The organism is Sphingomonas folli (genome assembly GCF_019429525.1).
GTDB lineage: Bacteria > Pseudomonadota > Alphaproteobacteria > Sphingomonadales > Sphingomonadaceae > Sphingomonas > Sphingomonas folii.
The window spans coordinates 156222-170851 of the sequence record NZ_JAHXZL010000003.1; the positions used below are offsets into that span (position 1 = coordinate 156222).

Here is a 14630-nt window from a genome sequence, read left to right on the forward strand (position 1 = left end):
GGACAAAAAAAGGGGCGGGCCGAAGCCCACCCCTTCGCTGTCTCGTCGACGGGCGCGATCAGAACTTGAAGCGCGCACCCACGGTGAAGCGGCGGCCGAGCGCGTCATAGGTCGACGGATAGGTGTTGCCGCTGTTGAACGACACCGATCCGATCGACCCGCCGACGAGCGGCGGCTGCTTGTCGAACAGGTTCGTCACGGTCAGTGTCAGGTCGACCTGCTCGCCCACGCCGACCCGCGTCGCCAGGTCGAAATAGTTGAACGCCTTGATCTTGCTGAAGTCGACCGCGACGCCGTCGAGCGCACCACCCGACAGGTTGCCGACGAAGCGCGCCGGCTGATCGTCGCCCGGCTCCGCCTCCAGCCCGCTGAGGTGACGCCACAGCAGCGAGATGTCGGCCGGCCCGAACGAGAACGTCGTGCGCTGGTTCCAGGTGAACTCCGGCTGGAGCGAGCCCGGCGCCGAGCTCGGACCCGCCGAACCCGGCGAGCCGCAGTTGACGCTGTAATAGCCGATGCACTCGCGGTTGACCGAGGTCGGCGTCGCCTGGAACTCGGCGCGGTTGGTCCAGTTGCCCTGGAAGCTCAGGTTGATCTTGGCGAAGCCAAGATCGCGGCGGTAGTTGACGTTGAGGTCAATACCGTCGGTCTTGATCGTGCCCAGGTTGGACGCCGCGAGCAGCAGGCCGGGCGTGGTCGCCGGGCTGCCGTCGAGACCGCCCGTGTCCGGATTACGCCGGATCTGAGTGCACGCGGCGCTCGCCGCACTGGCGGAGGTGATGTTGCCGAAGCAGGCGGCGATCGCGTCGCTCACGGTCGGCTGCGAGATCGCGTCCTGGATCTTGATGTTATAGTAATCGACCGTGATCGACAGACCCGGGACGAAGCGCGGCTGCAGCACCAGGCCGATCGTGTAGCTGTCCGACTTCTCGGGCTTCAGGTTGAGGTTGCCGCCCGTGGTCGCGTTGATCTGCGAGGCGCTCGGCTGCTCGATGATGCCGATCGTGCCCGCGGGCGCGCCCTGAGCGATGCAGATCGCCCGCAGGTTGGCGTTGGAGCTAGGTGCGGTGCCAGCGCACGGATCGGCCGAGAGGCTGGTCAGGCCGGTGTTCTGCGGCGAGAACAGCTCCGAGATATTCGGGGCACGCACCGCGCGCTGGTAGTTGCCGCGCAGCTTGATGCCGTCGACCGGCTCCCAGCTGCCGCCGCCCTTGTAGGTCGTCGAGTTGTACGAGGGCGAACCGGCCGCGAAGACCTTGTAGTCGGAGTAGCGGATACCGCCCTCGACCGTCAGGCTCTTGAAGAAGGGCGCGTCGGCGACGAGCGGCGCGATGAGCTCGCCGTACGCCTCCTTGACCTCATAGCCGCCCGACACGTTCGGCGTCGCGCCGCCGGTGCCGCTGAGCTCGCCGGCCTGCTGCGAGAGGATGTCGGCGGTCTGCGAGGCACGATACTTGCGGTACTCGGCACCGGCCGCGAAACCGATCGGCTCCGACGCCCAGGGCAGCGTCGCGCCAAAATCGCCCGAGAGCAGCGCACGCGCCTGCGCCAGCGACGTCTTCGTCGTCACCTGGCTATCCGCGGTGACGAAGCCGAGCATGTCGGAGTTGATGCTGCCTTCCGGTCCGAACAGGTTGATCGGCACGCAGTTGTTCGACGCATCGATGCACGCGGTGGTGCTATTCGCCAGCAGCGCCTGCTGAATACGCGAGCGACGCAGGTAGCCAGTGATGACCTGGTCGTTCTGGCTCTCGCCGTACGCGCCGGTGAGGTCGAGGCCGATCTTCTCGGTCAGCCCGATCTTCACGCCGGCGCGATAGTCGAAGATCTGAGTGGTATAGTCCGTGATGCGCGAGCCGGCCTCGGTGGTGCGGCGCGCGACCGTGCTGTTGACGGTGCGGTAGTTCGGGTCGTTCGGCCCGGTCGCGGTCGCCGCCGCGGCGCACTCGGCCGGCGTGAAGCGCGGGGTGTAGGCGCTACGCGTGCCGTCCGCGCCGACCGGAGCGACGTTGAGCGCGCAGAACTGCTGGCGCACGGTCGAGGGCAAATACGGGTTGTTGAGGTTGATCGTCAGCGACTCACCGAACAGGCCAGCGGGCGCGAGCACGGTGGTGACGGTGTTCTTGGAGAACAGCCCGCGCGAGTAGACCTGAATGCTGTCCGAGATGTCGTAATGACCCGCACCGTACATGTTGAAACGCTCGAACGGCGTCTGGAAGATGTTGTACGGGTTGAAGTTAAACGCGTCACGCGAGGCGGTGTAGCCCCGCAGCGCGCCCGTGGTCGGGTTGTAAATGCGGTTCGCCGACAGATAGTTGGGATCGTCGAAATTGGTCGGTGTGCCGGTCCCCAGCGCCGCGCCGGTGAAGCGCGACGGGATGGTCGTGCCGGAGCCGCCGATGCCGCCGGAGGTCGACGTGTAGTTGTTGCGCGAGAAATCGCGCGCGCCCTGGTAGACCGGGTCGGCCTGCTGGTAGCCGATCGAGAAGACCGCGTTGCCGCGCCCGTCGTCGAAGTTGGCGCCCACGGTCAGATCGGCGCGGAAATAGGCGCCGTCACCGCGCTCGGTGATCGAGTTCGACACCGACGCCTCGACGCCCGAGAAGTCCGAGCGGGTGATGAAGTTGACCACGCCAGACACCGCGTCGGCACCGTAGGTCACCGCGGCGCCGCCGGTCAGGCTGTCGACTCGCTCGACCAGCGCGAGCGGGATGTTGTTGAGGTCGACGCGGCCGACCAGCCCCGAGGGGGCGATGCGCGCGCCGTCGAGCAGCACCACGTTGCGGAAATTGCCGAGGCCGCGAAGGTCGACGTAGGAGGCGCCGCCGTTGCCGTTGTTGACGGCCGAGCCGATGCTCGGGGTCAGGCCGGGCAGGTCGCGCAGCAGCTCCTCCGCCGTGTTCTTCTGGCGCAGCGTGATCTCCTCCTGGCCGACCACGGTGACCGGGCTGGACGAGACCAGGTTGGGGTTGCGGATCAGCGTGCCGGTGACGACGATGTCGCCGGAGCTGGTCTCACCCGCGGGCGGGGCGGCCTCCTGGCTCGAGACGCCGGCGGCGGGCGCGTTGGGATCGGTGCTCTGCACGCCCGTCTTGGGCTGGCTGGCGGGATCGGCGGTCTGCGCGGTCGCCGGAGCGGCGATCACCGCCGCACTGATCAGCAGCGTCGAGGTGAGCAGGCGCGAACGATAGGCGTTCAGCATTGAGTCAGTCCCCTTTTGTGGCCGGTTTTCCAGCATTCACAACATGTGCTCCGGCCGGCGCGGCCGCCCGGGATGCCGATGGCTACCGTGAAGCCACGCTGCACAGCAACATGGCACGCCTGTTACATCGCGTTTTTGAAAGAGTGTAACTTCAACGACACAGATTGAAGAATCAGCCCGCGCCTGCTTGGGCTTGGGCTCGAGCAGCGCGGGTGTGATGATGCGGCAGCAGTGGATGGCGATGGGGATGGTGGCGGCACTGGCCGCCGCGCCCGCGAGCGCGCAGCAGGGAAGCGGTGCGCAACGCGTGCTCGACGGCTTCGCGGCCTGTCGCGCGATCGCCGACGGTGCCGAGCGGCTCGCCTGCTACGACAGGGCGAGTGCCGCGCTCGAGCAGGCCGTCAAGCAGAACGACCTGCGGATCGTCGACCGCGCCGAGGTGCGGCGCGCGCGGCGCTCGCTGTTCGGGCTCAACCTGCCCGACCTCGGCCTCCTGGGCGGCGGGGCCGACCGTGGCGAGCCCGACCAGCGCGAGACGTTCAGCGAGATCAACACGACCGTGCGTAGCGCGCGCGCCGGCGCCAACGGCCGCGGCGAGATCACGCTGGCGGACGAGGGCAGCCCGGTGTGGCAGACCACCGACCCGATGCCGTTCCCGCCGAGGGCCGGCACCAAGGTGCGCATCCGCAAGGGCGCGATGGGCGCGTTCTTCCTCAACGTCGACGGCCGCAGCTATCGCGCGCTGCGGCTGCGCTGAGTCACCCCGCCGGCATCGACCCGGCGAGCGGCTGCGGGTCGATCCGTGCGCCGCGCCACGTCATCGCCCAGTGCAGGTGCGGCCCCGAGGCACGACCGGTGCGGCCGACCAGCCCGATCGGCTCGCCCTGGCGCACGTGCTGGCCCACGCGCACGTCGATCCGTGAGAGATGGAGGAAGGCGCTGGTCAGCCCTGCGCCATGGTCGAGGATCAGCAGCCTCCCCTCCAGCGTGAAGGGCGGGTCGGCGGCGAGCGTCACCACGCCGTCGGCGGGGGCGACCACCGGCGTGCCCTCGCCGCGCGCGAGGTCGACTCCGCCGTGATAGCTGCCCGGCTCGCCGCGATAGATCCGCTGCGCGCCGAACAGCCCCGAGATGCGCCCCGTCACCGGCCAGCGGAAGCGCTGGCGCCAGCCGTCCGCGGCGGCGTCGACGGCGCGCGCGGCGGCGATCTGCCTCAGCTCGGCGGGGCGCCGACGCGCGAAGTCGGCGTCGGGCACGGGCACCTTGGCGACCTGGTCGAGCCGCTCGATCCGCCACGCGCGCGGAGTCACCGGCAGCGACGCGGTGAGCGTGCGCGCGCCGGGCAGTGCGGCGGTGAGCGTCATCGGGCCGCCGGCGTCGCGATCGGCCGCGACCAGGAACCGCCCGTCGGACGCGAGCACGACGGGCGCACCGTCGAGCGTCAGCCGGGTCGTTCCCGCGGGCGCGGTGCCGAGCGCCACACCACCTTGCGCGATCGTCGCGGGCAGACCGAGCCGAGCGGGCGCGACCAGTTCGGGGGGCGGCGGCAGCGCCGGTCGCGGCGCCGCGACCGGTGCGGGCGCGGGCGCGGGCGCGGCGCGCGGCACGGCCGGCGCGGCGGGGCGGGCCGCGGGCACGCAGCCGACAACGGCGAGCGCCCCCGCCCCCACCAGCGCTGCCCTCCGCGTGACGCTCACCGCGGTGCCAGCGCCTCGGTCGCGATCGCTGCGGTCGCGAAAGGGCGCTGCGTCGCCGCGTCCCAGTAGCGCAGGTCCTCGAGCGGGATGCGCGCGCCGGACACCGCGCACACCACGTGGTCGCCCGGCACCAGCACGCGGAAGCCGTTGGCGAGATAGTGGAGCTTGGCGGGTCGGTCGGTGTGGCTCATCAGCATCGGGGCAACTCTCAGAACAGGCGCGGCTGGTCGGGCTTCTCAGGATAGGCACGCGACGGCCGGGCCTCAAGCTTGGCCGCGCGCGGGGCGAGCGCCGCCTCCCCCACCTGCGCCGGCAGCGCGCCGTCGCGGAAGTGGAGCAGCAGCGCCCCCGCGGCGCGCGCGGCGTCCGCGCTGGTCACCGTGCCACCCGCCGCGGCCTCCACCCGTACATAGCCGCGGTCCAGCAGCTTGTCGGGGTTGAGGCTCTCCACCAGCCGGCCCAGATCGGTGAGCCGGGCGCGCCCCGCCTCCAGCCGGCGCTCCAGCGCGGCGGGGCGGATCGCGCCGGCGGTGCGGTCGAGCTGCGCGCGCGCGCGCGTGACGCGCCGCTCCAGCCCGAGATCGAGACGCGCGCCCAGCTCGTCGAGCCGCTGGCGCTGCGGGCCGAGCAGCCGGTCGCGCGCCGGCATCACGCGCGCCAGCGCGTCGAGCCGCTCGCGCCCGCGCTCGACATGGCGGCGCGCGCAGCGCTCGGAACGCTGGCGCATCGCGTCGAGCGACAGCCGCAGCTCGGCGAGCACCGGTACGGCGAGCTCGGCCGCCGCCGTCGGGGTGGGCGCGCGCAGGTCGGCGGCATGGTCGCACAGGCTGGTGTCGGTCTCGTGCCCGACCGCGGAGATGATCGGGATCGAGCAGTCGGCGACCGCGCGCACCACGACCTCCTCGTTGAAGGCCCACAGGTCCTCGATCGAGCCCCCGCCGCGCGCGACGATCACCAGGTCGGGGCGGCGCACCGGGCCGTCGTCGGGCAGCGAGTCGAAGCCGCGCACCGCCGCCGCCACCTCGTCCGCGGCACCCGCGCCCTGCACCTTGACCGGCCAGACGATGACGTGGGTGGGGCAGCGGTCCTCCAGCCGGTGGAGGATGTCGCGGATCACCGCGCCGGTCGGCGAGGTGACGACGCCGATGGTGCGCGGCATGAACGGCAGCGGCTTCTTGCGCTCGCGGTCGAACAGCCCCTCGCCCGCCAGCTTGAGGCGAAGCTTCTCGAGCAGTGCCATCAGCGCGCCCGCGCCCGCCAGCTCCATCCGCTCTATCACGATCTGGTATTTGGAACGTCCCGGATAGGTCGTCAGCCGCCCGGTCGCGACCACCTCGATCCCGTCCTCGGGGCGGAAGGCGAGCCCGGCGGCGCTGCCCTTCCACATCACGCCGTCGATCACCGCGGCATCGTCCTTGAGGCACAGATAGGCGTGGCCCGAGGCGGCGCGCTTGTAGCCCGAGATCTCGCCGCGCAGCCGGACATGGCCGAACTCACCCTCGACCATCCGCTTCAGCCGCCCCGACAGCTCGCTGACGCTGACCGCCATCGCATTGTCGCCGGGCGTGGCCTCGGCTACCAGCCGGCCCGCCTGAGTATCGTAGAGGGGGTCGGCCATGAACATCCTGCTGGTGGGATCGGGGGGACGCGAGCACGCACTCGCGTGGAAACTGGCGCAATCTCCCCGTCTCGATACGCTCTTCGCCGCGCCGGGCAACCCCGGGATCGCGCGCCACGCCAGGATCGCAGAGCTCGATGTCGACGACCATCGCGCGGTGATCGACTTCGTCCGCCGCCATCAGATCGGGCTGGTCGTGGTCGGTCCCGAGGTGCCGCTGGTGCGCGGACTCGCCGACAATATCCGCGCGATCGGCGTGCCGGTGTTCGGCCCCGGGCGCGAGGCGGCGAAGCTGGAGGGCTCGAAGGGCTTCACCAAGGACCTGTGCGCGCGCGTCGGCATCCCCACCGCGCGCTATTTCAAGGTGACCACGCGCGACGGCGCGCTCGCCTGCCTCGACGATTTCGGCGCGACCTGCGTGATCAAGGCCGACGGGCTCGCCGCGGGCAAGGGCGTGGTGGTCGCGATGTCGCGCGACGAGGCCGAGGCGGCGATCCGGGATCTTTACGCGCAGGGGCCGATCGAGGCGGTGATCGAGGAGCGGCTCGAGGGACCGGAGGCCAGCCTCTTCGTGCTGAGCGACGGCACCACCACCGCCTCGTTCGGCTCGGCGCAGGACCACAAGCGCGTCGGCGAGGGCGACACCGGCCCCAATACCGGCGGCATGGGCGCCTATAGCCCGGCACTGGTGCTCACCCCCGCGCTGGAGGAGCAGGCGCTCGGCGAGATCGTGCGGCCGACGATCGACGCGCTCGCCGCGGCGGGAACGCCCTATGTCGGCGTGCTCTACGCCGGGCTGATGCTCACCGCGGACGGGCCCAAGCTGATCGAGTATAACGTCCGTTTCGGCGATCCCGAGTGCCAGGTGCTGATGGCACGCTTCGCCGGCGACCTGGTCGAGGTGCTGCTCGCAGTGGCCGAGGGTCGGCTCGCCGACCTCCCCGCGCCCGCCTTCGCCGACGACGCCGCGCTGACGGTGGTGATGGCGGCCGAGGGCTATCCCGGCGCACCGCGCACCGGCGGCACGATCGGCGGCATCGACGCCGCCGAGTCGACCGGCGCGACCGTCTTCCAGGCGGGCACGCGGCGGGACGGCGAGGCGCTGGTGGCGAGCGGCGGGCGCGTGCTCGCGGTGACCGCGACCGGCGCCGACGTCGCCGCCGCGCGCGCCGCCGCCTATCGCGCGGTCGAGGCGATCGACTTCCCCACCGGCTTCTTCCGGCGCGACATCGGAGCGAAGGCGCACGCCGATGGTTGATCCGTCGATGCTGCCCGACGCTAGGACTCGCCGATGAACTCTTCCAGCTACGCCCTGGAACCGATCTCGCAGGATCAGGTGCTCGTCACGATCGCGCTCGCGCTGGTGGCGGTGCTGGCGGTGCTCACCGTGATCGCCATGCTGTGGGGCGCGCGGCTCAAGGCCAAGCGCCGCGCCGCCGAGGCGGAGGAACAGCAGCGGATCGAGGAGCTGAAGGCCGACGGCGTCGAGGCGACCAACACCGCCGACGGGACGTCGTCGCTGCTGCGCGACGCCGGACCGCCGCGTGAGGATCGGCACGACGGCGCCCGCGTCGAGGAGGCAGGGCCAAGCTCGCAGCCGACGCCCCGACCCGCCGCCGCCCCGGCCGAGCCTCGCGTCGACGAGGCGCCACCCGAGCCGCCGCTCGCCGACGAGCCGATCGTTGCCGCGGCGCCGCTCGACGCCTCGCCGGCCAGCGCCGCGGCGGACGCGCCGCGCGCGGGAGAGGACACCGCGCCCGGCGCGCAGCCGATCACGCTGCTCAAGGGCCTCGGCCCCAAGATCGCGACGCAGCTCGGCGAGCTCGGCATCACGCGGGTCGACCAGCTCGCCTGGCTCGACGACGCCGAGGCGGCGCAGCTCGACGCGCGGCTCGGCGTGTTCACCGGGCGGATGGAGCGCGACCGCTGGCGCGAGCAGGCGCGACTGCTCGCGCAGGGCGACCGGGCCGGCTACGAGGCGCAGTTCGGGAAGCTCGGATGAGCGTCGCCTTCCGCCGCGAGAGCGACGACGAGCATCTCGAGCCGCGGTTCGAGCTGCCGATCCCGCCGGGCCCCAATCTGGTGACCGCGCGCGGGCGCACGCTGATCGACGAGCGCGTCGCCGCGCTCGAGGCGTCGTTCGCCGCCGCCGTCGACGAGGAGGTGCGCAAGGCGGTGGCGCGCGACCTACGCTATTGGAAGACGCGGCGCGCCACCGCGATCGAGACCGCCGCGCGCGCGGACGGCGTGGTGGGTTTCGGCACCACCGTGACCTTCGCGCTCGACGGGCGCGAGCGACGCGTCACGATCGTGGGCGACGACGAGGCCGATCCCGCCGCCGGGCTGCTCGCGCTATCGGCGCCGCTCGCGCGCGCGCTGCTCGGCGCGAGCGAGGGCGAACTGCTCGCCTTCAACGACCGCGAGGACGCGATCGAGGTGCTCCGGACGGGCGACTGAGACGCGGCGTGGCGGCTCGTGCCTGCCCGCTCAGACGTCGCTCACGCCTCGCTGACGAGCAATTTGTCGATGCGGCGGCCGTCGAGGTCGACCACCTCGAACTTCCAGCCCTGCTCCTCGAAGCTCTCGCCCTCGGCGGGAAGCTTGCGGAACACCGCCAGCGCCAGCCCGGCCACGGTGGCATAGTCGCGGTCCTCGGGCAGGTCGATGCCGAGCCGCTCCGCCAGCGCGTCGGCCGCCATCGTGCCGGCCACCAGCAGCGAGCCGTCGTCGCGCTCGACCACGTTGGGGGCCTCGTCGGGGTCGGCGTCGGAGACGAACTCACCCGCGATCGCGGCGAGCAGGTCGGCCGGGGTGACGATCCCCTCGAAATGGCCGTATTCGTCGTGGATCAGCGCCATCGGCACCTCGGCGCGGCGCAGCGCGTCCAGCGCGTCCATCGCGTCGATCTGGTCGACCACCACCGGCGCGCGGCGCATCAGCCGCGTCACGTCGAGCGTCTCGCCGCGGAAGAGCGCCATCGCCACGTCGCGCGCCTGCACCACGCCGATGACCGAGTCGATCGACCCTTCCGCCACCGGTAGCCGACTATGCGCGGTGTCGAGCAGCTTGGCGCGGATCGCGGCGTCGTCGAGCGACACGTCGATCCATTCAACCTCGGTGCGCGGCGTCATCACCTCCCGGACCGGCCGGTCGGCGAGCCGCACCACGCCCGAGATGATCGAGCGCTCATGCTCCTCGATCACCCCCGACTTGCTCGCCTCGGCGACGATGAGGTGCAGCTCCTCGGCGGTGACCTGGTCCTCGTTCTCGCGCGTCAGACCGAGCAGCTTGAAGGCGAGCGCACTGGTCGAGTCGAGCAGCCACACGATCGGCTTGGTGAAGCGCGCCAGATACGCCATCGGCAGCGCGACCAGCGCCGCCACGGTCTCGGGCTTGCGCAGGGCGAACTGCTTGGGGACGAGCTCGCCGATGATCAGCGAGGCGTAGGTGGTGAGCCCGATCACCAGGATATAGCCGAGCCGCTCGGCCGCGGCATGGCCGAGCCCGAGCGCCTCGAGCCGCGCCGCGGTGGGCGTGCCGAGGCTCGCGCCCGAGTACGCGCCGGCGACGATGCCGATCAGCGTGATGCCGATCTGGACGGCGGAGAGGAACTTGCCCGGGTCGGCGGCGAGCTCGATCGCGGTGGCGGCGCCGCGACGGCCGCTCCGCGCCATCGCCTCCAGCCGCGCCTTGCGCGCCGACACGATCGCCAGCTCGCTCATCGCGAACACGCCGTTGAGCGCGACCAGCGCCAGGATGATGACGACGTCGATCCAGGGGAACGGCGGTAGCATGTTCGTGGCGCCCCTCTTGGCGGCAAAGCGCGCGCGCGACAATCCGCAAAGTGGCGCGCGGCCGCGTCATCGCGCATTCAGCGCCGCCGCGCCATGAGCGCGCCAGGAACAATGGTCGCCGGCGTCGGGTTGTCCGGCATCGATCTGGGGAAAGGGAACATCATGAAGCTCTCGTCGAAGCTGGTCGCGGCCGCGTCCGCGCTGTCGCTGGTATCGGTCGCGGCCTGCACCACCGATCCGGAGACGGGCGAGCGACGCGTGTCGAAGACCGCGATCGGCGGGCTGGGCGGCGCGCTCGGCGGCTATCTGCTCGGCGACCTCGTCGGTGGGCGACGCGACCGCACCGAGAAGATCCTGGGCGCGGGCATCGGCGGCCTCGCCGGCGCGGGGATCGGCGCGTACATGGACAAGCAGGAGCGCGAGATGCGCGAGCGCACCCGCGGCACCGACGTGCAGGTGACTCGCCAGGGTGACGACCTGCTGCTCAACATCCCGTCGGGGATCAACTTCGCGTACAATTCGGCGAACGTGCAGCCGCAGTTCCGCGGCACGCTCGACAAGGTGGCGAGCGTGCTGGCGGATTACCCGCAGACCTATATCGACGTGTACGGCCACACCGACTCGACCGGCAGCGACTCGTACAACCAGGACCTGTCGGAGCGGCGCGCGACCTCGGTGGCGGATTATCTGTCGAGCCACGGGGTGCAGGCGGCACGGATCGCCACGCGCGGCTTCGGCGAGACCCAGCCGATCGAGACCAACGACACCGAGCAGGGCCGCGCCGCCAACCGCCGCGTGGAGATCAAGGTGGTGCCGATCTCGCAGAACGACGTGCCGCCGCGCTGAGGCGCGCGGGCCCGAGCGACGCGATCGGTGCGGTCGGCGCGCGCGGCGGGGCCCGACGGGTGAGCGACGCGCCGCGACCGCGTCCTCCCGCATAGGCGAGAGCCCAGGGTGACAGCGCACGGCGCGCGAGGCCCCGGGCTCCGGCATGCGGCGGATCACGCCGTCCGCCAACGGCGCGGGACGGCACGTCAGCGCGCGGGCAGCAGCCTCGCCCATCGCGCGTCGAGCCGCGCCTGCGCGCTCGCGCGCGGCACGCGCGTCACGAGCGAGAGCCCGCGCAGGCTGATGCTGTGGCCGCTGAACAGATGGCCGCTGATCGAATAGCCGATGTCGTAGAGCGCGACGTCCTCGTGCGACGCGCCGTCGACGAGGTAGCGGGTGACGATCGCGACCGGCATCTGCTCGTCGCCGCGGCTGTCGTCGGGGCGGTGCGCGGCCGAGCGCGCCTTCTTCAGCGCGCCCTCGAACCAGTCGCCCTCGACCCGCGGCTCGCCCGTGGTCTCGACCGGGTCGAGCCCCAACCCTGAGGGGAACAGCAATGTCTGGCTCTGCACCGACTGCGCGTCCGAGGCCGGCCGCAGCGTGATACGGTCCTTCGACGCGGCCGAGGCCACCAGCGTCAGCGTGGTGGCGCGCGAGGAGGCGCGGGTCGATTCCTCGGCCTTGGCGACCTTGTCGTCCTGACGGTCGCTCCAGTTGCTCCACAGCGTCAGCGCCGAGATCACCACCGCGACCAGCGCGAGCACCTCACCCAATGTGATCCAGCGGCGCCGGATCGCCGCCGCCTCGACCGCGCGCTTCTCGGCGCGGGTGCCGGCGTCACTGTTCTCGTTCGATGGAAGCTCGCTCATGCCCGCCTTCGATCATCGCGCACGGCTCTGGTCAAGACGCTGCGGCGCGACGGGCGACCCGTGCCGGCTCGTCGGCCATGCTATATACGGCCGTATATAGCCGCGCTATGGCCGCGCGGGCGGACGGGGCGAAACCCGCCGCCGAAAGGGTGCTACTCCATGTCGATCCGTCTCTCCGCCCTGCTCCTCACCGCGGCGGCGCCGCTGCTGGCGCCCTCCGCCGGCGCCCAGTCGCTGCCCGCGCCCGCCGGTCCTGCCGCCGGCGCCGAGGACGATGCCGACGGCCTGCCCGACGTCACCGTCACCGCGCGACGGCGCGCCGAGAACGCACAGCGCGTGCCCGCGGCGCTGTCGGTGGTGGGCGGCGCGCTGCTCGACCAGAGCTACACGGTGAACACCCAGGGGCTGACGACGCTGATCCCGAGCCTGAACTATTCCTCCGCCAACCCGCGCAACACCGCCTTCACGATCCGCGGGCTCGGCTCCAGCGTGGTCGCGGTGAGCCAGGCCAATGACGGGCTGGAGCCCGGCGTCGGCTTCTACGTCGACCAGGTCTATCACGCGCGTCCCGCCACCGCCGCGTTCGATTTCGCCGACATCGAGCAGGTCGAGGAGTTGCGCGGGCCGCAGGGCACGCTCTTCGGCAAGAACACGACCGCGGGCGCGCTCAACGTCACCACGCGCGCGCCCAGCTTCACGCAGGAGGGCTTCGCCGAGCTGTCCTATGGCAGCTACGATCTCGTCCAGGCCAAGGGCTGGGTCTCGGGGCCGATCAACGACAGCATCGCCTATCGCCTCTCCGCCGTCGCGACCCGACGCGACGGCGTGCTCGACAACGTGCGTAGCGGGCGGGACGCCAACACGCTCGGCACCCAGGCGGTGCGGGGACAGCTGCTGTTCAGGCCCGACGACACGATCCAGATGCGCCTGATCGCCGATTTCACCAACTTCCAGGCCTATTGCTGTACCCAGGTCTACCTGCGCACGGGGCAGAGCCTCCGCGCCGCCGCCCGCCAGTTCGGTGGCGCAAATGGCCTCGCCGCGCAGTTCGGCTATGCCCCCGCCAGCACCAACCCCTATGATCGCAGGACCGACATCGACGGGCCGCTCGGCGTCGACACCAACGAGGGCGGCGTGAGCGCGATCACCGACTGGAACCTCGGTTTCGCCACGCTCACCTCGGTCACCGCTTGGCGCTTCTGGAACTGGGACGCGGAGAACGACCGCGACTATACCGGCCTGGCGGTGCAGCTGTCGCAGCACATCCCCTCGCGCCAGGACCAGTACAGCCAGGAGCTGCGGCTCGCCTCGAGCGGCGACGGGCCACTGTCCTACGTCGCCGGTCTCTACGGCTTCCGCCAGCGGCTGACCGGCCGGCCGATCAGCATCTACGGGCCCGCCGCCGCGCGCTACCTGATCGGCACCACCACCGGCGCCAACAACACGCCGGTGCCGTCCAACCTGCTCGACGGCTACGGTCAGGACGGGCGCACCGACTTCCGCAGTCTCAGCTACGCCGCCTTCGGCGAGGTCAACTACCGGATCGTCCCCGCGGTCACCGCCACGCTCGGTCTACGCTACACGCAGGAGGAGAAGGACGGTTACTACACCACCACCGTCTCCGGCGGTCCCGCGACCAGCAGCACCGCGCTGATCAACGCGCGGCTCGGCGTGCTGCGGCCGCAACGTTACGAGGCCCACGACAGCGACGGCAGCCTCTCGGGCCGCGGCAATCTCGCCTGGCAGGTGACCGAGCGGACCATGGCCTATGCGAGCTACGCGCGCGGCTTCAAATCGGGCGGGATCAACATGTCGGGTCTGCCGCTCGACAACAGCAATCAGCCGGTGCTCGCCACCGCGGTGGTGCGCCCCGAGCGCAACGAGACCTATGAGGTCGGCGTCAAGAACACGCTGTTCGACCGCCGGCTGATCCTCAACGTCGACGCCTTCTACACGAAGGTTCACGACTTCCAGGCGACCGTGGTGGAGAACTCGCTGACCCAGACGGTGCAGCTGCGCGGCTATCTCTCGAACATCCCGGAGGTGACCGTGAAGGGCGTCGAGGCCGATCTCACCGCGCTGATCCTGCCCGGGCTGAGCGCGCGCACCAGCGCGGCCTATTCGGAGGGCCGCTACAGCGACTATCCCGCCGGCCCCTGCCCGCTCGAGGCGCAGAGCGCGGCGACGACGCAGTGCAGCCTGACCGGGCGCCGCCTCGCCTCGCTCCCGCGCCTCGCGATCACCGCGGGGCTCGATTATGTCCGCCCGATCGGTGCCGGCGCGCTGACGTTGCACGTCGATACCGCCTCGCGCAGCGGCTATAACGGTGACCCGAGCCTGTCGCGTTACACCTACATACGCGGCTACAATCTCACCAACGCCAACATCGGCTACCGCTTCGCCGATGGGCTGGAGCTGCTCGTCTGGGCACGCAACCTGCTCGACGCCGACTATATCCAGAACCTGACGATCCAGGCGGGAAACTCGGGGCTGATCCTGGGCACGCCGAGCGACCCGCGCACGATCGGCGGCACGCTGCGCCTCCGTCTCTGATCGCGCCGCGGACGCTGGGCAACCTCCCTGACATCTGGTAAGGCCAATACCGATCGGCATAGCCGACGG

The 14630-nt window shown here is 71.3% G+C and carries 12 protein-coding genes; 6 read left to right on the forward strand and 6 right to left on the reverse strand.

Annotated features, from left to right (window positions below):
* Positions 1–58: 58 nt before the first annotated feature.
* Positions 59–3202 carry a TonB-dependent receptor domain-containing protein gene (locus tag KZ813_RS05710; RefSeq protein WP_219754005.1) on the reverse strand — a complete coding sequence of 1048 codons (3144 nt, stop codon included), beginning with the start codon at positions 3200–3202 and terminating at the stop codon, positions 59–61.
* 220 nt (positions 3203–3422) lie between these two features.
* On the opposite strand from KZ813_RS05710, the gene KZ813_RS05715 reads away from it, so the two are divergent.
* On the forward strand, positions 3423–3959 hold the full coding sequence (locus tag KZ813_RS05715; RefSeq protein WP_219754006.1) for a hypothetical protein: 537 nt from the start codon (positions 3423–3425) through the stop codon (positions 3957–3959).
* A 1-nt stretch (position 3960) separates the two neighbouring features.
* Here KZ813_RS05715 and KZ813_RS05720 read toward each other — a convergent pair whose 3' ends face one another.
* From KZ813_RS05720 to xseA, 3 genes are read right to left on the reverse strand one after another with little or no spacing between them, the layout of a single operon-like run.
* On the reverse strand, positions 3961–4839 hold the full coding sequence (locus KZ813_RS05720) for a M23 family metallopeptidase (protein ID WP_219754007.1): 879 nt from the start codon (positions 4837–4839) through the stop codon (positions 3961–3963).
* 56 nt (positions 4840–4895) lie between these two features.
* Positions 4896–5096 carry a DUF2093 domain-containing protein gene (locus KZ813_RS05725; RefSeq protein ID WP_219754008.1) on the reverse strand — a complete coding sequence of 67 codons (201 nt, stop codon included), beginning with the start codon at positions 5094–5096 and terminating at the stop codon, positions 4896–4898.
* 11 nt (positions 5097–5107) lie between these two features.
* Positions 5108–6517, reverse strand: a complete 1410-nt coding sequence (gene xseA, locus KZ813_RS05730; protein WP_219754009.1) for an exodeoxyribonuclease VII large subunit — start codon at positions 6515–6517, stop codon at positions 5108–5110.
* Here xseA and purD point away from each other — a divergent pair.
* From purD to KZ813_RS05745, 3 genes are read left to right on the forward strand one after another with little or no spacing between them, the layout of a single operon-like run.
* Entirely contained in the window at positions 6516–7775 is a 1260-nt protein-coding gene (gene purD / locus KZ813_RS05735) for a phosphoribosylamine--glycine ligase (RefSeq protein WP_219754010.1), read from the forward strand. The genes xseA and purD overlap by 2 nt on opposite strands.
* A 33-nt stretch (positions 7776–7808) precedes the next feature.
* Complete coding sequence (locus tag KZ813_RS05740; protein ID WP_219754011.1) at positions 7809–8519, forward strand: helix-hairpin-helix domain-containing protein; 711 nt, start codon at positions 7809–7811, stop codon at positions 8517–8519.
* On the forward strand, positions 8516–8974 hold the full coding sequence (locus tag KZ813_RS05745) for a GreA/GreB family elongation factor (RefSeq protein WP_219754012.1): 459 nt from the start codon (positions 8516–8518) through the stop codon (positions 8972–8974). Before KZ813_RS05740 ends, KZ813_RS05745 begins: the two co-directional genes overlap by 4 nt.
* 41 nt (positions 8975–9015) lie before the next feature.
* On the opposite strand, the gene KZ813_RS05750 is transcribed toward KZ813_RS05745, so the two are convergent.
* Positions 9016–10311 carry a hemolysin family protein gene (locus KZ813_RS05750; protein ID WP_219754013.1) on the reverse strand — a complete coding sequence of 432 codons (1296 nt, stop codon included), beginning with the start codon at positions 10309–10311 and terminating at the stop codon, positions 9016–9018.
* A gap of 162 nt (positions 10312–10473) precedes the next feature.
* Here KZ813_RS05750 and KZ813_RS05755 point away from each other — a divergent pair, with 162 nt between their 5' ends.
* Complete coding sequence (locus tag KZ813_RS05755; RefSeq protein WP_219754014.1) at positions 10474–11157, forward strand: YiaD family glycine zipper/OmpA-like lipoprotein; 684 nt, start codon at positions 10474–10476, stop codon at positions 11155–11157.
* A gap of 188 nt (positions 11158–11345) precedes the next feature.
* Here the strand turns inward: KZ813_RS05755 and KZ813_RS05760 are convergent, their stop codons facing one another.
* Positions 11346–12008 carry a hypothetical protein gene (locus tag KZ813_RS05760; protein WP_219754015.1) on the reverse strand — a complete coding sequence of 221 codons (663 nt, stop codon included), beginning with the start codon at positions 12006–12008 and terminating at the stop codon, positions 11346–11348.
* A gap of 159 nt (positions 12009–12167) precedes the next feature.
* On the opposite strand from KZ813_RS05760, the gene KZ813_RS05765 reads away from it, so the two are divergent.
* Positions 12168–14561 (forward strand): TonB-dependent receptor, encoded by a 2394-nt coding sequence (locus KZ813_RS05765; protein WP_219754016.1) that lies wholly within the window; start codon positions 12168–12170, stop codon positions 14559–14561.
* Positions 14562–14630: the final 69 nt, after the last annotated feature.

Coding starts and splice junctions, on each gene's coding strand:
- KZ813_RS05725 (WP_219754008.1), bottom strand. CDS start 5,096: ATGCTGATGAGCCACACCGACCGACCCGCCAAGCTCCACTATCTCGCC.
- xseA (WP_219754009.1), bottom strand. CDS start 6,517: ATGGCCGACCCCCTCTACGATACTCAGGCGGGCCGGCTGGTAGCCGAG.
- purD (WP_219754010.1), top strand. CDS start 6,516: ATGAACATCCTGCTGGTGGGATCGGGGGGACGCGAGCACGCACTCGCG.
- KZ813_RS05760 (WP_219754015.1), bottom strand. CDS start 12,008: ATGAGCGAGCTTCCATCGAACGAGAACAGTGACGCCGGCACCCGCGCC.
- KZ813_RS05710 (WP_219754005.1), bottom strand. CDS start 3,202: ATGCTGAACGCCTATCGTTCGCGCCTGCTCACCTCGACGCTGCTGATC.
- KZ813_RS05715 (WP_219754006.1), top strand. CDS start 3,423: ATGCGGCAGCAGTGGATGGCGATGGGGATGGTGGCGGCACTGGCCGCC.
- KZ813_RS05755 (WP_219754014.1), top strand. CDS start 10,474: ATGAAGCTCTCGTCGAAGCTGGTCGCGGCCGCGTCCGCGCTGTCGCTG.
- KZ813_RS05750 (WP_219754013.1), bottom strand. CDS start 10,311: ATGCTACCGCCGTTCCCCTGGATCGACGTCGTCATCATCCTGGCGCTG.
- KZ813_RS05740 (WP_219754011.1), top strand. CDS start 7,809: ATGAACTCTTCCAGCTACGCCCTGGAACCGATCTCGCAGGATCAGGTG.
- KZ813_RS05765 (WP_219754016.1), top strand. CDS start 12,168: ATGTCGATCCGTCTCTCCGCCCTGCTCCTCACCGCGGCGGCGCCGCTG.
- KZ813_RS05745 (WP_219754012.1), top strand. CDS start 8,516: ATGAGCGTCGCCTTCCGCCGCGAGAGCGACGACGAGCATCTCGAGCCG.